14 protein-coding genes and 1 pseudogene are annotated in these 19,626 nt (G+C 40.7%); 7 read left to right on the top strand and 8 right to left on the bottom strand.

Translation table 11 applies throughout. The features are described 5' to 3' along the window. Positions 1-114 precede the first annotated feature (114 nt). The 3 genes from G8782_RS11150 to G8782_RS11140 all read left to right on the top strand — a co-directional run bounded on the left by G8782_RS11150 (position 115) and on the right by G8782_RS11140 (position 2,816). Positions 115-972: a manganese catalase family protein gene (locus G8782_RS11150; protein ID WP_172371105.1), complete on the top strand. Its 858-nt coding sequence runs from the start codon at positions 115-117 to the stop codon at positions 970-972. A gap of 103 nt (positions 973-1,075) precedes the next feature. Continuing rightward, positions 1,076-1,738, top strand: a complete 663-nt coding sequence (locus G8782_RS11145; RefSeq protein ID WP_172371103.1) for a cupin domain-containing protein — start codon at positions 1,076-1,078, stop codon at positions 1,736-1,738. Positions 1,739-2,003: 265 nt separating this feature from the next. Further along, complete coding sequence (locus G8782_RS11140) at positions 2,004-2,816, top strand: cobalamin-binding protein (RefSeq protein ID WP_172371101.1); 813 nt, start codon at positions 2,004-2,006, stop codon at positions 2,814-2,816. Between the two features lie 49 nt (positions 2,817-2,865). On the opposite strand, the gene tyrS is transcribed toward G8782_RS11140, so the two are convergent. Further along, positions 2,866-4,131, bottom strand: coding sequence for a tyrosine--tRNA ligase (tyrS, locus tag G8782_RS11135; protein ID WP_172371099.1), 1,266 nt, complete (start codon positions 4,129-4,131; stop codon positions 2,866-2,868). Between the two features lie 357 nt (positions 4,132-4,488). Between tyrS and G8782_RS11130 the strand changes: the two genes are divergently transcribed. After that, complete coding sequence (locus tag G8782_RS11130; RefSeq protein ID WP_216667851.1) at positions 4,489-7,458, top strand: transglycosylase domain-containing protein; 2,970 nt, start codon at positions 4,489-4,491, stop codon at positions 7,456-7,458. A gap of 66 nt (positions 7,459-7,524) precedes the next feature. On the opposite strand, the gene acsA is transcribed toward G8782_RS11130, so the two are convergent. Further along, positions 7,525-9,207, bottom strand: coding sequence for an acetate--CoA ligase (gene acsA, locus G8782_RS11125; protein ID WP_172371098.1), 1,683 nt, complete (start codon positions 9,205-9,207; stop codon positions 7,525-7,527). A gap of 177 nt (positions 9,208-9,384) precedes the next feature. Here acsA and G8782_RS11120 point away from each other — a divergent pair, with 177 nt between their 5' ends. The 3 genes and pseudogenes from G8782_RS11120 to G8782_RS11110 all read left to right on the top strand — a co-directional run bounded on the left by G8782_RS11120 (position 9,385) and on the right by G8782_RS11110 (position 11,848). Beyond that, positions 9,385-10,017, top strand: coding sequence for a GNAT family N-acetyltransferase (locus G8782_RS11120; RefSeq protein WP_172371096.1), 633 nt, complete (start codon positions 9,385-9,387; stop codon positions 10,015-10,017). A 21-nt stretch (positions 10,018-10,038) separates the two neighbouring features. Beyond that, entirely contained in the window at positions 10,039-10,686 is a 648-nt protein-coding gene (locus G8782_RS11115; RefSeq protein ID WP_172371094.1) for an acetoin utilization AcuB family protein, read from the top strand. Then, a pseudogene (locus G8782_RS11110) lies at positions 10,656-11,848 on the top strand (acetoin utilization protein AcuC). The gene G8782_RS11115 and the pseudogene G8782_RS11110 overlap by 31 nt, the downstream one beginning before the upstream one ends. Positions 11,849-11,917: 69 nt before the next feature. On the opposite strand, the gene ccpA reads toward G8782_RS11110, so the two are convergent. From ccpA to G8782_RS11080, 6 genes are all read right to left on the bottom strand, one after another. Next, positions 11,918-12,913, bottom strand: coding sequence for a catabolite control protein A (gene ccpA, locus G8782_RS11105; RefSeq protein ID WP_172371083.1), 996 nt, complete (start codon positions 12,911-12,913; stop codon positions 11,918-11,920). A 67-nt stretch (positions 12,914-12,980) separates the two neighbouring features. Beyond that, positions 12,981-14,057, bottom strand: a complete 1,077-nt coding sequence (locus tag G8782_RS11100; protein WP_172371081.1) for a bifunctional 3-deoxy-7-phosphoheptulonate synthase/chorismate mutase — start codon at positions 14,055-14,057, stop codon at positions 12,981-12,983. Between the two features lie 213 nt (positions 14,058-14,270). Continuing rightward, positions 14,271-14,942: a YtxH domain-containing protein gene (locus tag G8782_RS11095; RefSeq protein ID WP_246231642.1), complete on the bottom strand. Its 672-nt coding sequence runs from the start codon at positions 14,940-14,942 to the stop codon at positions 14,271-14,273. Between the two features lie 73 nt (positions 14,943-15,015). Then, the gene (locus tag G8782_RS11090) at positions 15,016-15,462 is read right to left on the bottom strand and encodes a DUF948 domain-containing protein (RefSeq protein WP_172371072.1); all 447 of its coding nucleotides are present in this window, start codon (positions 15,460-15,462) and stop codon (positions 15,016-15,018) included. Positions 15,463-15,613: 151 nt separating this feature from the next. Beyond that, complete coding sequence (gene murC, locus G8782_RS11085; protein WP_172371070.1) at positions 15,614-16,924, bottom strand: UDP-N-acetylmuramate--L-alanine ligase; 1,311 nt, start codon at positions 16,922-16,924, stop codon at positions 15,614-15,616. A 121-nt stretch (positions 16,925-17,045) separates the two neighbouring features. Next, positions 17,046-19,559, bottom strand: coding sequence for a DNA translocase FtsK (locus G8782_RS11080; protein WP_172371068.1), 2,514 nt, complete (start codon positions 19,557-19,559; stop codon positions 17,046-17,048). Between the last annotated feature and the right edge of the window lie 67 nt (positions 19,560-19,626).

Genomic DNA, 19,626 nt, shown 5'->3' with positions numbered 1-19,626 from the left:
CGCTGCAGCCAAATGCTTCTCACGGCTTCCAAAAACCAATTCACTTATTCGTTTAATTATAAATATCTTGGGCATTCTTATCTTGATAAGTAAACTTGAAAGGGTTGAATACATTTGTATTACTATAAAGAAGAGCTAATTAATATCATCACCCCTGATAAACCCGACCCAGAAGCCGCGAGAGTGATGCAAGAGATTCTAGGTGGTCATTACGGCGAAATGAGAACTATGATGCAATACTTCTTCCAAAGTTCCAATTTCAGGGGAAAAGATACTCAGTATCGAGATTTGCTTCGAGGTGTCTTCATAGAAGAAATAGCTCATGTTGAACTCGTGCAAAATACAATTAACCAGTTATTAAATGATTCTGGAGAATCCGCGATTCCCGGGGATGCAGGTGTCGATCATGCACCTCTTGACGATGCAGTCAGGCACGCCAACCCCCATCATTATATTGTTGGAGCTCAAGCTTCTTTGCCCGTTGATGCTGCTGGTAACCCTTGGAATGGCTCTTGGGTTTATTCACACGGAAACCTTATAGCTGATTTACTTAACAATTTGGTTCTTGAATCAACTGGCGTGCTTCAAAAGACACGTATATACGAAATGAGTTCAAATAAAACTTTCCGAGAAACGCTGGCTTTTCTCATCGTCCGAGATAACGCGCACCAGAATGCTTTTGCTAAAGCGTTAGAGACATTGGGTGTGGATTGGGGTAAAATATTACCTATACCGAACTATGATATAAACAAGTATCCCGAATGCAGAAAATATGTAGAGTTGGGATACCATAATGCACAGTTCAACTTTAGGTTAGACCCTACTCGCATAGGCGAAATTCTTCAAGGTCAAACCCCTAGCAGGAACAAAGAGCCATTTACAGTAACAGATCCACCAAAAGGGTTCCCAGTTCCTTTAATGCCCGACATGCCAAATGAACATAGTCCAGGTACCCAGGACTTGAATAAATAAAAAATTTCAGTCCCGTGTTGGGACTGAATTTTTATTTTCACATAAGAATGAATTTATAAATATTCTGTTTATGACGTTTAATTTATGATGGAAGGATGTACGGATGAGTTCCACTGTGGATTATTCTTCACCAACTGCGCAGTTCGCTTTTGATATAAATAAAAGCCCTTTGTTCAAAAAAAACAACCAAAACTTTATTAACATCCTAGGAATTGATCAACTGAACACGCTAGATAATGTGTCGTTACTCGATATTTATCTTAGTAAGAATAATGTCATAGAACCGCATTACCACCAAAACGCCGCGCAACTCGTATATTGTATTTCCGGTGCGATTACTGTTTCTATTTTGAATCCTTATACAAAACAACTTCACCATTATCCTATTACACCCGGCCAAGTAGCGAATGTTCCTCAAGGATGGTGGCATTATGAGGTAGCAACGTCGGATAACACACATATTATAGCGATTTTCAATGCACCAACTCCTGAAGTGATTTTAGGATCAGACCTTTTAAAATTAACACCCGCGAATATCATGGCGCATACTTACTGCCTTGACGAGGAACAGTGGAAAAAAGCCATTGCTCCTGTTAAACCAGCAACATTTATCGGCCCGCCCGTAGATTGCAATAAAACAAATGAACATTACCCAATCCAAAATTCATTTAATCAATACGCCTGCCAGATGTATACATCGCAAGCATATAGCCATCAATACGCATATTGTCCTCACCAATATGAACATAACAAGTGGATGGGGTAACCGTTAAAGACTACTAATTATATTAGTGGTCTTTTTTATGCGCAGGATCAATTTTTCATTCAAAAACATGTAGGTTAAAAGTTCTGTTTTACGGATATATATGAAAAAGGTGCTGATATGTTAGTTCAAGTGTCGGATATGCAGCTCAAATCGTCGGATATAAGCGCAGAACTGTCGGATATCTGCCCCACACCTACGGATATCCCAGAGCACACTTCCCTTTCTTCTGCTAAACTTAAGAAAACTAGTATGAGGTGAAGTTCCATTGAAACTTATTTCAATTTGTCCTAGCAACACCGAGCTACTTGCTTATCTCGGTATAATTGATCAACTAATTGCGGTTGATGACTTTTCGGATTGGCCGGAATCTGTCAATACTCTCCCCCGACTCGGACCGGATTTATCAATCGATATGGACAAGCTAGAATCGCTTGAACCAGATTTAGTTTTGGCTTCTTTAAGTGTTCCGGGAATGGAAAAGAATATTGAAGAACTTGAAAAGCGTAGAATTCCGCATATCGTTTTAAATCCTCAAAGCCTGAATGATATTGCAGGAGACCTTTTATTGGTTGGAAAAGAGTGTGGAATTGAGGAAAGAGCTAAAATTGTTCATGCGGATTATTTAGCATTTATTCATGAGATGAAAAAGCGGGCACCGACCGCTAAACATACACCCTCTCTCTATTGGGAATGGTGGCCGAAACCGATATTTACACCTGGTCGGATTAACTGGTTGACTGAAATTAGTTCAATTGCGGGCGGATTAAACGAATTCCGCGACGTAGAACTTGCCAGCGTACAAACTGATTGGGAAGATGTCTTGCAAAGAAATCCCGATTACATACTACTTGCATGGGTGGGTGTGCGATCTGCAAAAGTTAACAAAGAAGTTGTTTTAAAGCGGCCGGGTTGGAAAGATATGCCCGCCATTAAAAACAATCGTTTTTCTATTATGGAAGAAGAATTATACTGCCGCCCTTCCCCACGTCTATTGGAAGGTGCTCTAAGGCTCGGGAAAATGATTCACCCTGAAATTTACAATGAATTGCAACTACCAAAATGGATTACAACCGTATGAATTGAAAAAAGGCTATTTTCCACGTATATAGGAAAATAGCCTTTTAAAATTAAACGAATTTAACCATCGTGTAATTACGTCTGCCGCGGCGAACGATTGTAAACTCATCTTCCAATCGATCAGTAGCGTCAACTACATATTGAGTATCGGTTATTTTTTCACCATTAAATGAAATCGCACCGTTATTGACGTCTTCTCTTCCTTGGCGCTTCGAAGAAGAAATACCTGCTTCAACTATGAAGTCGACGATATTTTTATCTTCTTTCGGCATTTCAAAAGAAGGCACGTCTTTAAACGCATCTTTCATTTCATCCGTAGAAAGTGATTTTAAATCTCCGCTGAACAAAGCTTTTGAAATGCGAATTGCATTGTCCAATGCTTCTTGACCGTGAATAAGTCGTGTCATTTCTTCCGCTAATGCTTTTTGTGCTTTACGCAAATGCGGTTCTTCTTCGACAGTCACTTCAAACGCTTCAATTTCTTCGCGCTCAATAAACGTGAAAATCTTCATGTATTTAATGACATCCGCGTCAGCTGTATTAATCCAGAATTGGTAGAATTCATACGGAGAAGTTTTTTCAGCGTCTAACCAAACTGCGCCACCTGCTGATTTACCGAATTTTGTCCCATCTGCTTTTGTAACCAATGGGATTGTAATCCCGAATGCTTTCGTTTCTTCATCATGCATTTTCCGGATGACTTCAAGTCCAGTCGTAATATTACCCCACTGATCCGATCCGCCAATTTGCACTCGGCAACCGTAATTGTCGTATAGGTGGTTGAAGTCAATTCCTTGAATGAGCATATAAGAGAACTCCGTAAAAGAAATTCCGCTGTCGAGTCGTGATGCCACATTATCTTTTGCAAGCATATAGTTAACGCCTAAAAGCTTACCGAAATCACGTAAAAATTCGATGATTGTCATCGAGCCGATCCAGTCATTATTATTGACCATCTGCGCACCGTTTTCAGAATTGAAATCAAAAATTTGTTCCATCTGTTTTTTGATGCCCTGTACGTTTTTGTCAATCTGTTCCGGTGTTTGTAGTTGTCTTTCTTCTGAACGACCAGATGGATCGCCGATCATGCCAGTTGCCCCGCCGACGAGTAAAATCGGACGATGCCCATGCATTTGGAAACGGCGCAAAGTTAAAAGCGGCACGATATGTCCAATGTGCATGCTGTCTGCTGTAGGATCTACTCCGCAGTAAAGCGAAATCTTTTCTTTGTTCAATAAACCTTCAAGACCCTCTTCATCCGTTTGTTGATATAGTAAGCCTCTCCACTTTAAATCATCCAATAATGTGTTTGTCATTTGAACCCCTCCTGAAATTAAAAAATCCCCGCATGATTATAAAAAAATCATGCAGGGACGTTAGTTTGATTAGTAACGCGGTACCACCCGGCTTGAGAATGAATTCTCCGCTCGAAATCGCATTATCGCCGCGAACGCGCTTCACTCCAAAGCTGTAATTCGTAAACGGTGTACCGAGCAACTTTCACCAGCCGTTGCCTCTCTTAACGGTTCCACAGCCACTACTTCGGCTCTTTCATTGTGCAGATTTAGTATATATTTATTAATAATAACTTATTCTGTGATTTTGTCAATTAAAGTTGTTTGATAGTCATACAATTGTGCTATAATAGGAACGATTTAAGGAGGTCGATCAGGTTGAGTGAAAATCAAAATAAACCAATCAAAGAGCGATTGCAACAAATAGAAGAAAAGCTAGATTCACTGACAAATACCAAATGGGCGAAGAATTTAAGAATCACATCAGGCGTTTTTTGGAATTTATTTCTTTTATCTATCATTTTCGGAATAACTCTTACAATATTCGCAGCTTCAGTGGGTGCTGGGTATTTTGCATCCCTTGTTGCCAAAGAGCCGCTTCGTACAAAAGATGAAATGCGTTCCGATATCTTTTCTTATGAAGAAACCTCCGAAATATATGCCGGAGATGTTTATATCGGCCCTGTTAACGCTGATATTACACGGAAAGAGATTAAGCTAGAAGAAGTTTCTCCATATGTCATCGATGCCGTTCTCGCCACCGAGGATGAATACTTTGAATCGCATGAAGGAATTGTGCCAAAAGCAATTTTCCGGGGATTATTTCAAGATGTAACGAATGCTGATAGCCAGACTGGCGGCTCAACGTTAACGCAACAATTGATAAAACTTCAGATATTAACAAACGAAGTTTCATATGAACGTAAAGCAAAAGAAATTTTACTCGCCATGCGACTTGAACATTTCATGGACAAACATGAAATATTGGAAGCGTACTTAAATATTATTCCTTACGGACGAAATGCAAATGGAGATAATATTGCTGGAATTGAAGCAGCAGCTGAGGGCATTTTCAATTTGAAAGCGAAAGATTTAAACCTTGCTCAATCCGCATATATTGCCGGGATTCCACAAGCGCCATTCGCATACACTCCCTTCTACAATCAAAATCAGGGATTAAAAGAAGATGAAGGTTTGAAACACGGTATCAACCGTATGAAAACAGTGCTTTTCCGTATGAAAGAAACGGGATACATTACGGAATCAGAATATAATGAAGCCATTGCTTATGACATTAAAAAAGATTTCCGCAAAGCGCCACTGCGGACGAATGAACGCTATCCTTATTTAACGCAAGAAATCCAAAATAGAACCGTGGATGTACTTGCGAAAGTATTAGCTGAAAAAGATGGAGTCGATCCAGACCGTTTAGATAATGAGGGTAAACTTAGAGAGAAATATTCAATTTTAGCCCGTCGTGAAATGACGAGCGGAGGCTATCGAATCTACTCTACGATTGATTTGAAAATGTACAACCACTTTCAGAAAATAAAAGATGACTATAAACTTTATGGTCCAACGCTTACTGAAAAAGTTAAGGACAAAGAAACCGGAGAACTAATAGAAGTACCATACCCTGTTCAAGTGGGCTCAATGGCCATTGAAAATGGCACGGGGAAAATTCTTTCTTTTATTGGCGGTCGTGATGGTCACGCAAACAATTGGAATTTTGCTACACAAGAATTCCGACATAATGGTTCTTCTATAAAACCGCTACTAGTGTTCGCACCTGCGATTGAACTTGGGCAAATTGGCGCCGGAAGTCCCGTAGCAGACGTTTGGTTTCAAACGAATAAATATGGTCCCGGTGCAAATGGAGGGCCTTATTCGCCGAAAAACTTCATTCAAAGTGAACAAATGGGTGTAATTCCAGCGCGACAAGCATTGGCTTCATCTCAAAACGTTGCAACTCAGCGATTATACGAACAAATTATTGATAAGAATCCTGCCCAATATTTAACGAAAATGGGATTCAAGAATACTGCAGCCGGTGGTATTGCTGATGCTTTGGGAACAGTTGAAACAACAGTGGAAGAAAATACGAATGCTTTTGCAACATTTGCTAACGGTGGAAAATTCATCGATGCTTATATGATTGAACGTATAGAGGACATGGATGGAAATATTGTTTATCAACATGAAGTTGAGCCTGTCGACGTATTTAGTCCGCAAACAGCTTATATTATTACCGATATGTTGCGCGATGTTCTTACAAATCGAAGAGGTACCGCTCAAGTCATGAAACAAAACCTGAATTTCAATATCGATTTAGCAGCTAAAACAGGGACAACACAAAGCTATGGAGATGCATGGCTTGTAGGTTACAACCCAAATGTAACACTTGGTGTCTGGATTGGTTATAAGTACCGAAAAGATGCACTAGATAAAGGGGAAAATACGTACGGCCCCGTTAGTAATCGTGTCAATAAACTATTTGCTAATCTAATGAACGGTATTAATGAAGTCAGACCAGAAATTCTAAAAGCTGATTCGAAATTCAAAATACCAGAAGGCGTTGTTACGCGTTCGTTTTGTGGAATATCTGGTCTTGCACCATCAGCGGAATGTTCAGCTGCAGGTTTAGTCACTTCAGATCTGTTCAACGCAAAGGTGTTTGTTCCGACAAAACCAGATGATAGTCTCACTTCTTCTTCCTATGTCCAAATGAATGGGAAAAAGTACCGTGCGCTTCCATCCACGCCGAAAGAATTCGTTGTCTCTAAAGGCGGAATTGGCGTAAATCAGGATTATATTGACTGGATTCTCCGTCCTTTCGGTGGCAATCCAGAATATCTATTCCCTAATAATTCATCTTTCGCTAAAAATGTAATTTCAGAAGCGAAATTCACAGCAGATAATGCTGCACCAGCAGCAGTCAAACTAACGTTAACGGATAAGAAAATTACTTGGGCAGCTTCTGCCTCCAAAGATGTGATCGGTTATTATGTCTATTCTGTTGGCGGAGGCGAGAAAAAGATTGCTACGGTTCGTGACGGCGAATCCTACTCTCACTCGATCGGACCCGGCTCATATATCGTAAAGGCAGTTGACATTACAGGTAAATTATCAGGTGCTTCTAACACTGTCAAATTAGATAAAGAAGAGCCGCCTAAAGAGAAACCTGAAAAACCTAAAGATCCACCGAAAGTAGAAAAGCCAGGAAAACCTAAAGATCCGCCAAAAGCTGAAAAACCTGGTAAACCGGAAAAACCGGGCAAACCTAAAGAAGATCCGCCCGAAGAAGATAATCCCGGTATTCCAGAAGATCCACCTGAAGGTGGAGAATAAATAACAAAATAAAAGCTTGCTCCCACGTCAAAAACGTAGAGAGCAAGCTTTTTTATATTCTATAGATTAGGCATTCAGTTCCCATGACTTCAATACACTTCGCATAATTTTGCCACTGCGGGTTTTTGGCAGTTTATCTTTAAATTCGATTTCTCTCGGAGATGCATATGCCGCAAGTCCTTTTCGAACAAAACTTTTTATATCCTCTTCCAGCTCATTTGATGGATCATAGTGCTCTTTTAGCACGATATACGCCTTGATGACTTCCCCTTCCACCGGATCCGGTATTCCAATCACGCCGGCTTCTTCAATTGCTTCGTGTTCAAGAAGCTTCGCCTCGACCTCGAACGGACCGACTCGTTCCCCGCTTGTCATAATGACATCATCTACACGGCCTTGAAACCAGAAGTATCCATCCTCGTCCATCAAAGCAGAATCACCGGTAATATACCATTCATCATTAATGAAACTTGAATCGTATACTTCTTTATTATTCCAAATGCTGTGCATCATCGCCGGCCAGTCTTTTTTAATTGCGAGATTGCCCATTTCATCCGCCGGTAATTTATTTCCTTGATGATCAATGATTGCAATTTCAATTCCTGGTACAGCTTTGCCCATCGACCCGATTTTTATCGGCAAACATTGGAAGTTGGCAATCATTTGCGCGCCGGTTTCAGTCATCCACCATGTATCGTGAATACGTAAATTGAACGAATCGATACCCCATTGAATAATTTCAGGGTTCAATGGTTCTCCTACTGAAAGAATATGTCTTAGAGAGCTTAAATCGAATTTTCGCTGCTGACTCTCCCCTGCTCCCATCAGCATGCGGAATGCGGTCGGAGCACTATACCATACGGTGACACCATATTCTTCAATGATATCGTACCAACCCGCCGGTGAAAACTTGCTGCCTGATACGACCAGCGTAGCTCCGGCTAGCATCGGCCCGAACATGCCGTAGACAGTTCCCGCTACCCAGCCCGGGTCCGCAGTGCACCAATAAATATCTTCATCGGTTAAATCGAGAACCCAGCGCGTCGTTTGCAGTTGCTGGACCATAGCTTCTTGCGCAAGGACAACACCATTCGGTTTTCCCATAGTGCCCTCAGTATAATGTAATAGTGTCGCATCTTCTTTTTGCAACCATATCGGTTGGAATTTTGGTGATGAAGCTTTTAAATGCTTAAGGAAGTCAATCGTCTTATCGTCTTCCTTTATATCCTCTCCCACAACAAAAATCGTTTCCAAATGCGGCAACTTGTCCACCGGTATTTGTTCGAGAAGTTCCGGGGTAGTGACAATCGCTTTCGCTTGACTGTCTGATAGCCGTTCAAAAACTGCATCTTCTTTAAAAACTTCAAATAATGGTCCGACAATTGCGCCTAGTTTCAATGCCCCAAAAACCGAAAAGTAAAGTTCAGGAGAACGCGGCATGAATACAAACAACCGATCGCCTTTTTGGAGTGAAGACTGATTATGAAAAACATTCGCGGCTTTATTCGTCATCTTTTTCATTTCAAAATACGTATAGGCTTCTTTACGATGACTGTCTTTATAGTAAAGTGCTACTTTATTTTTCCTATAAGATTCCGCATGACGATCAATTGCTTCATAAGCGATATTTATTTTTCCGCTCTGATGCCAACTGAATTCTTTTTCAGCATCCGTCCAATTAAATTCTGTAGTTGTTTGATAATAATCGTTTAGTTGATAGTCCCCTTTTACAACTGGAAGCGTTTTCATATGTGATTTCCACCCTTTCAAAAACTAGTACACATTCATTCTACAACAGATACACTGAAATGTGTAAATTATTCTTCATTTCGAATTGTTTTCAGAATGTAACTTAAACGAGCTGACACGGGAACTTTATGCTGTATACTATTACTATAGTCATTTATAAGTGAGGCGGTGGCAATTATGGAACATAAAAAAACATACAATGCAATGGAAATTAAACATAAGAGCGGCGATATAATCATCGAGGGCCCTATCTCGTCGAAAGAATTAGCCAGTCTCGATTTCCATGAAGATCTGACGGCATTTCGTCAAGCTCCCCAGCAACATGAAGCACTCATTAATATTGCTAAACTACCTGAAGGGAGAATTATCATTGCGCGTGAATTAAACGAAGTTGTCGGTTATGTAACGTATGTCTACCCTGATCCGATGGAAAGATGGTCAGAAGGAAATATGGAAAATTTAATCGAACTCGGCGCAATCGAAGTAATCCCGAGATTTCGTGGCGGCGGCGTAGGCAAGGCACTTTTGTCTGTGTCGATGATGGATGATGCGATGGAAGATTATATTATCCTCACGACTGAGTATTACTGGCACTGGGATTTAAAAGGTACGGGATTGAATGTTTGGGAATACCGGAAAGTGATGGAGAAAATGATGAAAGTCGGCGGACTCGAATACTATGCGACAGATGAACCCGAAATCAGTTCCCATCCGGCAAACTGTTTGATGGCCCGTATCGGAAAAAGGGTTGACCCTGAATCCGTTCAGCAGTTTGATAATTTACGTTTTCAAAATCGTTATATGTACTAACTATAGAAAGCAGGTGCAGTCATGTTAATCGAAGAAATCATGAAACAAGATGTAATCACGCTCTCTCCTGCTCATACAGTAAGAGATGCGCTTGAAATTATGTTGGAAAACAAAATTCGACATTTGCCAATTATCACTGAAGACCGGGCAGTTGTCGGTATCGTTACCGATCGTGATTTAAAACAGATTGTTCCCTCTACCCTATCCGACAATAGCGATAAGAAAGTGTACGATATGAAGTTATCCGAGGTAATGACCAAAAATCCAATTACAGCCCATCCAATGGATTTTGTGGAAGAATCCGCGCTTGTTTTTTATTCGAATCAAATTGGATCATTACCGATCGTTTCGAATAATAAACTTGTCGGAATTATAACGGAAACAGACTTGCTCTATAAGTATATCGAACTCACCGGAGCCCATCAGCCGGGGTCGCAAATCGAAGTTCGTGTTCCGAATATACCAGGTATTCTCTTTGAAGTATCTAAAGTATTTCATGAACAAAAAACAAATGTCCTAAGTGTCCTTGTATATCCCGATAAAGAAAATGCGGCAAACAAAATTCTTGTCATTCGAATAAAGACAATGAACCCGCTGAAAATTATTGACGGGCTTAAGTCGGAAGGATTTGAAGTCCTATGGCCGAATGTCCCGGGAATTCAACAATGAAAAGAAATGCTGTATTCATTTATTCAAAAGAACAACTAGGTTACTCTTTTTCTGATTCACATCCTTTTAATCAAAAAAGAATCTTATTAACCTTGGATTTGCTTAAATCTTCCGTGAAATTGCGGATTCAGATATTATTGCGCCGCGAATCGCAACAGATGACGAACTTCTTCTTGCACATGATGCAAAGTTTATCGACATCGTGAAAAGGGCCGGTAAAGGCGAAAAGATAGAAGCATCCGGTGAAATGTATGGAATCGGCACTGAAGATACGCCGATTTTCTCGAATATGCATGAAGCTAGCGCAATGCTCGTTGGCGGGACATTGACTGCAGTCGATGAGGTGATGAGCGGGCGCGCCAGACATGCCCTTAATTTGGGTGGTGGGCTGCACCACGGCTTTAAAGGACGTGCATCGGGCTTTTGCGTATATAATGATAGTTCCGTTGCGATTAAGTACTTGCAGCAAAAATACAACGCTCGGATCCTATATATTGATACAGATGCACACCACGGGGACGGGGTTCAATGGAGTTTTTATGACGATCCTGATGTTTGCACATTATCGATTCATGAAACCGGCCGTTATTTATTCCCGGGGACTGGCGGCGTGACTGAACGCGGAAACGGCAAAGGTTATGGCACATCATTTAATTTCCCTATCGATGCTTTTACGGAGGACGAATCATTTCTCGAAGTTTATCGAACTGCGATCAGGGAGGTAACCGAGTATTTTAAGCCTGACGTTATTTTAACGCAAAACGGTGCTGATGCTCATTATTTCGACCCCCTCACCCATCTTTATGGAACTATGAATATCTTCAACGAAATTCCGCGTCTCGCACGTGAAATAGCGAACAAGTATTGCGAGGGCCGTTGGATTGCCGTTGGCGGCGGAGGGTATGATATTTGGCGAGTTGTTCCGAGGGCTTGGGCTCATCTTTGGATTGCGATGAATGGCAAGGATGCCCCTACAGGTCCTCTGCCTGCCGAATGGGTAAAGAAGTGGCAAAGCGAGTCTCCGGTGACTTTAATCGAAACTTGGGAAGATCCGGATCCACTGTATAAGCCGATTCCTAGAAAAGAAGAAATCACTGAAAAAAATGCTCAAATGCTAGAACAGGCATTGCATTTAATACGTGAACAACGTGAGAGTTGCTGATCATATTTCATATAAATAAAAGAACAGTCCTTAATTCGGTATTAATCCGGGTAAGGGCTGTTCTTCGTTTTATTTTAGAGAATCGCGATCTTCAAATCGATAAGGGAGTTCAACCTTGTTCTCTTCAACTTCTTCATTATTCATTAACTTTGTCAACAAACGCATGGCGACTGCACCTAAATCATAAAGCGGAACAGCTACGGAGGTCAGTTGCGGTCTGACGATTCGCGCAAGATTTGAATGTTCAAAACAAATTAGTTCGTAATCATTCGGAACTGAAAATCCATCATCGCGAATACCATTTAATACACCGACTGCAAGTGTATCATTTGTTGCAAATATTCCAGTTGGTTGAGTTGCAAATCCTTTGATGTTTCTCCAACATTCATAGCCGCTATCGTATGAATTTTCAATTTCAATAATTAACTCCTCATCGAAATCGATGCCGGCTTCTTTTAGCGCGCGTTCGTAGCCTCGTTTCTTGGCGCCGTTAATATCTCTTGTGAGAGGACCTGTAATGAACACGATCCGATTATGTCCATTTGCGATCAGTTTTGAAACTGCTTCATAAGCAGCTTGTTCAAAATCGATGTTAACCGTTGCAAATTGACCTGCTTCATCTAATGTGCCCGCCAATACTACTGGAACATTGCCTCTAGACATCTCTGTGCGAACTTCGTCTGAAAGCGCATCACTCATAAAGATTAAACCATCGACTTGTTTACCGAAAAGATCAATAAGCAACTCAACTTCCCGATCAGGTCGCTCATCAGAGTTTGACACAATAATATTGTATTCGTACATCGTTGCTATATCTGCGATTCCTCGGGCTAGTTCTGCGTAAAAGTTGATTGAGATATCGGGAATAATGACGCCGACTGTCGTTGTTTTTTTGCTTGCCAATCCGCGCGCAACGGCGTTCGGTCGATAACCTAGTTCTTCAATGACTCCTAGAACTTTTCTTCTTGTGGATGGTTTAACATTTGGATTTCCATTAACTACACGCGAAACCGTCGCCATTGAAACATTAGCCTCTCGCGCTACATCATAAATTGTTACTGCCATTAAAGTTATTTCTCCTCTCCTAGTAAAAACGCCGGAACCATGAATGGCCCGGCGCTCAATTACTACTTTACTCGTGAGTTTTCATAAAGTCCATCATTGAAGCATAAAACTCATCAAATTGGTTAAGGTCCATTTGCTGAGCTGCATCTGATAGAGCTACTGCTGGGTCTGGATGCACTTCTGCCATAACGCCATCTGCTCCGACAGCAATTGCTGCTTTCGCGGTTGGAATTAATAGGTCGCGTCTACCAGTTGAATGAGTGACATCCACGAATACTGGTAAGTGTGTTTCTTGTTTCAATATAGGAACCGCAGAAATATCTAGCGTATTACGTGTCGCACGCTCGTATGTACGTATTCCGCGCTCACAAAGAATGATTTGATCATTGCCTTGCGAAATAATATATTCAGCTGCATTTATGAATTCATCAATCGTTGCAGCTAGACCTCGTTTTAGAAGAACTGGTTTATTTACGGAGCCCACTTCTTTGAGCAATTCAAAGTTGTGCATATTACGAGCACCGATTTGAATAACATCAACGTATTCAAGTGCTTCCTCAAGATGTGAAGGAGTAATAATTTCACTGATTACCGCGAGACCTGTTTCATCAGCCGCTCTTCTCAAAATTTTCAAACCTTCTATGCCAAGTCCTTGGAAATCGTACGGAGATGTACGCGGCTTATAAGCCCCGCCTCTTAATAGCTTTTGTCCTTTTTCTTTAATAGCTTGCGCTACTTCTAAAACTTGCTCGTAAGATTCAACAGCGCAAGGCCCGAATATAAAGGATGGCGCACCGTTTCCGATGGCAACTCCGTTTACATCTACAATAGTATCTTCCTTTTTGCGCTTGCGTGAGACAAGAAGTGCATTGCGTTGTTCGTCTTCTTGAATCTCCAATGCTGACATGAAAATTCCTTTGAAGATTTGTTCCATTACGCCATTCGGAAGTGGTCCTTGATTGTATTCTTTAAGGGAATTAAGCATTTCACGTTCTCGGATCGGGTCATATCGATTGACACCTTGCTTTTCTTTTACTTTTCCAATTTCTTGAACAAGCTCTGTTCTCTCATTGATAAGGTCTAAAATTCTAGTATTCAATTTGCTTACTTGGTCTCTTAATTCATCTAGATTAAGGTGTCCCATATGTTCCATCTCCTCCCCGTACAATTCATCCATATATTCCTGTCTGAATGAATGTAAGAATTTTTGATAATAGACTCATTATAGAGAAGACTTATGGAAAAGTCACGCATAATCTAACTATTTCTAACATTATTCGCTTTTATTCTTCATTTTATAAGTATTCGAAAAATAAATTCCCCTAAATCAGTAAATCTGATTTAGGGGTTCCGACTATTATTTGTTAGATGTTTCTGTTTTTGTTACTGCATCTTTAATAGCTTCGGCAGTTGTTGTAACAACATCTTCGTCATCAAGTTGTTGTACGGCTTTTTCGACGTATTCAGTAGGCTCCTCGCCTTCAGCTGAAACCGTTCCGTCATCTAATGGAATAGTAGTAGTTTTCGATCTGATCGATTTTACTTTATCAACTAACTGGCCGGATTGTTCTTGAAGCGACTTTGTTACTTCCCCGGTTTTCTCTTTAGCTACATTGGAAAATTCAGATGCTTTATCTTTCGCCACTGAAGAATATTCGGTTGCCTTATCTTTTGCTGCCGAAGAGTATTCCGTTGCTTTATCTTTTGCAATCGTTGTAAATTCCGTCGCTTTGTCCTTCGCCACTGTGCCGATTTCGATTCCTTTTTCCTTCAATTGGCTAGCTTGCGTTGATAAGTCCTCTCGCATCTCTCTGCCAGTTTTCGGCGCCAGGAATAGTGCTGCTGCCGCTCCAATGACTCCACCGACAATTGCACCGAATAAAAAGCTTCCTGTCCCTGAATCTACGTATTCGTATTCATCATAAAACGAATCTGTGTAACCACGATCATTATAGTCATATTGGTTTGGCATATACGATTGACCATTCTCTGTTGGGTTATTATAGTTTGTTTTTACTTTGTTATTCATTGCGATTCCTCCTAATTATTTATCATGATAAGAATCCATTCGAGAGTAATGCCAACTAGCATCATTAACTTATCTACTTTGGCGTGTAACTTTTCCAGCCTCGTGAACTTCCACGACGTTCCTTCAACTTATCTAGTACACCAATCGCTACCTGACTCCACTGGATCACTTGAGCGACCTTGTCGCTATTGCGCTCAGCTTCCAATGTGACTGAGTCTGTTACGCGGCGCACAGACGTGTTAATGCCTGTTACTGAATCACCGACTCCTTTGACAGCTTCGACAACAGAATTCAGTTTTTCAGATTTTTGTTGAATGTCATCAGCAAGATTATTCGTCCGCTGGAGAAGTTCCGTCGTCTCAGTTGTTACACCTTCAAGTTGAGCAGATAGGCCTTCCATTGTTTCAGAAACGTTTTGCAACGTCCCTTTTAATGAGAACAATGTCATCGCAAGACTTACGCATAATATCAAAAATGCGATCGCAGCGACGATAGCTGCTATGTACAACAAATTTTCCATGGCATGTCCTCCTTATTTTCACTAACATAATGTTGTTTTACCCTATTCTTTCAAAGTTTAAACGTTATGTCTTAGTTATACTTCGACATCATTCATCAAAACCCTTTAAAAATCATTATTTTTTAATAAAAAACAGCTTGATCTCAATAAATCAAGCTGTTTCTTCACTAACCAATTCTTTGAATGCATTTAAATATTTTTGAACGTCACCGGCGCCCATGAATAGATAAACCGCATTGCCATATTGTTCTAGCTCTTCGATATTTTCAAGTTGCAGATGTTTCGCACCTGGTAGCTTTTGAAGTAATTCATTGATTGATATCGCGCCTGATTTTTCTCTAGCTGAACTAAAAATGTCACATAAGTAAATATGATCGGCTGTTTCCAAACTATGCGCAAATTCATCTAAAAGAGCCGCGGTACGAGTAAATGTATGTGGCTGAAAAACGGCGACGATGTCTTTGTTCGGATACTTCTGTTTAGCAGATTGCAAAGTTGCCCTAATTTCAGTTGGATGATGCGCATAATCATCAATGATGACACTGCCTTTACTTTCCATCACTGTAAATCTTCTCTTCACGCCATGAAAAGTCGACAGTCTCTCTTGGATGACAGCAGCCGGAATTCCTTCATAATGGCATAAAGCGATAACGCCCAGCGCATTCAGAATCGCATGATCGCCTGTCAACGGGATTGTAAACGTATAGTACAATTCACTTCGCACATAAACATCGAATGTGCAACCTTCCGAATTTTTTACGATATTTTTCGCAGCAAAATCATTGGACTCATCAAAACCATAATAAACGACAGGAACATTTGCCTGGATCTCTTGTAAATGGTTGTCGTCTCCGCATGCGATAAGTGCTTTCTTCACGCGTAAAGCCATATCCCCGAAAGCATCAAGAACATCATCCAAATCTTTAAAGTAATCCGGATGATCAAAGTCAATATTTGTCATAATTGCATAATCTGGATTATAAGCTAGAAAATGACGTTTATATTCGCATGCTTCAAAGGCAAAATACTCAGCATCTTCTATCCCTTTCCCAGTCCCGTCACCGATTAAATACGAAGTCGGGGCGTGACCGGAAATGACATGGGCAAGGAGCCCAGTCGTGGATGTCTTGCCATGGGAACCCGTTACTGCAATCGAGATAAACTTTTGCATATAATCTCCGAGAAAGTCGTGATAACGAACGACTTCGAGCCCTAATTCCAGCGCCTTCTCAATTTCAGGATGACTGTCCGGAAAAGCATTTCCCGCAATTACTGTCATGCCTTCTTTTATATTATTTTCATCAAATGGATAAATCGATATATTTCTCTCATTCAAAGCATCCTCCGTGAAAAAATATGTCTCCACGTCGGAACCTTGTACTTTATGAGAGGAATCATGAAGGATTTGAGCAAGTGAACTCATGCCTGATCCTTTGATTCCTACAAAATGAAACAATGTCATATGGTAACCTCCTGGGACCTTTTTGGTACCCTTAATACTCGTTTAATTATTCCCGTTTCAACTATAAATTATGCATTTATAGGTAACTATAAATAATGAATTTATAGGTTAGTTATATATATTAATAAGAAGTAACTTCCGCGAGCCGTTCTAGATCGCTTTCCGTTATGAAAACATCACGCGCGCGACTACCTCTTTGCTCCGAAATGAAGCCATGCTTTTCAATACTGTCCATCAACCTCGCAGCTCGGTTATAGCCAATACTGAACTTGCGTTGCAAGAGTGATGTAGAGGCACTTCCTTGCTCGTAAATAAATAAACAAGCCTCCTCAAATAAAGGATCCGTTTCCTCTTCCTCAACCGCAGTTTTCAATAACTCTTCTTGCCCGAACAAATATTCGGGCGCAGCTTCACGTTGAACATGTTCTATTATACGTTCAATCTCGTCATCCGTTACAAATGTGCCCTGCAATCGAACAGAGGCTGATTGACCATTTCCTAGATACAACATATCCCCTTTGCCAAGAAGGCGCTCTGCACCTATTGTATCGATAATTGTTCTAGAGTCAACCTGCGATGAAACGGAAAATGCAATACGTGTCGGTATATTTGCTTTGATAGTACCCGTAATAACATCAACGGACGGACGTTGGGTAGCGATGATCAAATGGATTCCGCAAGCCCGCGCTTTTTGGGCAATTCGAATAATCGACACTTCTACATCAGCTGGCGACATCATCATCAAATCTGAAAGTTCATCGATGACGATTAATAGATAAGGCATCTTCAATGAATATTGGCCGTTATCCTCCGCAACTTTGTTATAGCGTTCAATATCGCGGACGCCCATATGCGCCAGGAGTTCATACCGTCTTTCCATTTCATTGACTGCCCACTTTAAAGCGGCTGTCGCTGCTTTCACATCTGTAATAACAGGACTGATTAGATGCGGTATTCCATTAAACGGTGCCAACTCAACCATTTTCGGATCAATAAGCATCATCTTTAAGTCTGTAGGCGTTGCTTTGTAAAGCAGACTGACAAGAAGTGAATTAATGCAAACTGATTTACCAGATCCTGTGGCTCCGGCAATTAATCCGTGCGGCATTTTTCGCAAATCTAGCGTTATAGGCTCGCCAGTTAAGCCGAGGCCAAGAACTGCCTCGAGCGGCGAAGTTGACTGTTGAAATTCCGTTGAATTAATGACTTCGGATATTCGAACCGGTCTTGTTTTTCGGTTGGGTATTTCAATGCCGATTGAACTTTTACCCGGAATCGGCGCTTGAATCCTTATTTCTTTTGCAGCTAATGTCAGTTTCAAATCATCCGTCAAGTTCCGAACGCGACTGACTTTGGTCCCCTGCCCTACCGTCAATTCAAAACGGGTTACTGTAGGTCCTTGAACAGCTTCAATTACTGTTGCCTGCACGCCGAAATGTGATAAGGACTCTTCAAGTTTATCAGATTGGGATTGAAGCCATTCCGTATCTTCGATTTGTAATTCAGGCGCGATTAATAAATCCGATGATGGAAATACATAATGTTCTTCTTCCGGGTTTTCAGAATGACTCGTTATTTCTTCTGCAACAACTTTTTGTTCTATTACTTCCGGTTGTTTATTATTCTGTACTGGTTGTTTGGTGGCAAGCTTTGCTTTATCACTTTTCAACATTAATACATTGAAAGGAACGATGCGTTCTTTATTCCTTTCTGGCTGTCGTTCAACTTCATCATTCGATGGTTTGATTATTGGTTCTGGTTCCGGTTCTGGTTCTGGTTCCGGTTCCGGTTCCGTTTCCGGTTCTGGTTCGTTTTCAACAAAGGGTTCTTCTCCCATTATCGATTCTTCTTCATGTCCTTCTGATTCCAAAATATACTCATGATAGGAATCCGAAATAGGTTGTTCTTCTACTATAGTAGATTCTTCTAGTTCTTCTTTCTGTATTGTAAAGTTGTCTTCCACTGGCTCTACAGGCTCAGAATTAAATTCGACTTCTTCATTACGATGAATTATTTCTTCATCCTGAAATAATTCTTCCACCACTTCATCTGGTTCCAAGAAAGAGTTTTCATAGGAACCTATCATAGGCTGTTCATCGTTTATTGTAGGTTCAACTGGTTTTTGCAGTGTGAATTTGTCATTCAACTGTTCCATAAGTTTAGATTTAAGTTTGAGTTCTTCTAGGGTCGGTTTCCGATCCGAAAAACCATATATAGGCGATGGTACATGTGTCGCGCTGAAACTCCGCGTTCCTTTCAAAAGCGGTTTAGGTTCAACCCGTTCTTCGATGGTTTCAGTTTCAACAATCTTGGTATTTTCCTTTTGTTTACCTGATCGATGAATATTCGTTTGAACTTTTTTTCCAGGCCATCTTTCATTTTGATACAGCGGGACCGTTTCAAATTCTTCATCAATCGTTTTTTGGGGCTCATTTTTAATTTTCATAATTTGAGTATTCTCTTCGTCATCGTCCCAACCATAAATCTCAGCATCCGTAATGATCGGAAAACGAAATGTTGGACGTTCTTTTACTTCCTGCTCTACTGTAGCGTTAGCATGTTGTTCGAATGCATCTTCGCTTTCTTCATCTTTTTCAGTAACTAATCGGTCTAGTATTCTTTTAAACCAACTCAAGTAAATCACTCATTTCATATCGATTAGTCTATTTTAGCAGTTTAACAAAGCTTAAATCAAATTTTAT

It is taken from the genome of Sporosarcina jiandibaonis, assembly GCF_013184495.1.
Taxonomy (GTDB): domain Bacteria; phylum Bacillota; class Bacilli; order Bacillales_A; family Planococcaceae; genus Sporosarcina; species Sporosarcina jiandibaonis.
Note: the sequence above shows the minus strand (reverse complement) of the source record. Positions and strands in the feature narration are given on the sequence as shown.

What these genes read in the sequence shown, in the direction of transcription:
- G8782_RS11145 (WP_172371103.1), top strand. Translation starts at nt 1,076, where the DNA reads ATGAGTTCCACTGTGGATTATTCTTCACCAACTGCGCAGTTCGCTTTT.
- tyrS (WP_172371099.1), bottom strand. Translation starts at nt 4,131, where the DNA reads ATGACAAACACATTATTGGATGATTTAAAGTGGAGAGGCTTACTATAT.
- acsA (WP_172371098.1), bottom strand. Translation starts at nt 9,207, where the DNA reads ATGAAAACGCTTCCAGTTGTAAAAGGGGACTATCAACTAAACGATTAT.
- G8782_RS11120 (WP_172371096.1), top strand. Translation starts at nt 9,385, where the DNA reads ATGGAACATAAAAAAACATACAATGCAATGGAAATTAAACATAAGAGC.
- G8782_RS11115 (WP_172371094.1), top strand. Translation starts at nt 10,039, where the DNA reads ATGTTAATCGAAGAAATCATGAAACAAGATGTAATCACGCTCTCTCCT.
- ccpA (WP_172371083.1), bottom strand. Translation starts at nt 12,913, where the DNA reads ATGGCAGTAACAATTTATGATGTAGCGCGAGAGGCTAATGTTTCAATG.
- G8782_RS11100 (WP_172371081.1), bottom strand. Translation starts at nt 14,057, where the DNA reads ATGGGACACCTTAATCTAGATGAATTAAGAGACCAAGTAAGCAAATTG.
- G8782_RS11095 (WP_246231642.1), bottom strand. Translation starts at nt 14,942, where the DNA reads ATGAATAACAAAGTAAAAACAAACTATAATAACCCAACAGAGAATGGT.
- G8782_RS11090 (WP_172371072.1), bottom strand. Translation starts at nt 15,462, where the DNA reads ATGGAAAATTTGTTGTACATAGCAGCTATCGTCGCTGCGATCGCATTT.
- murC (WP_172371070.1), bottom strand. Translation starts at nt 16,924, where the DNA reads ATGACATTGTTTCATTTTGTAGGAATCAAAGGATCAGGCATGAGTTCA.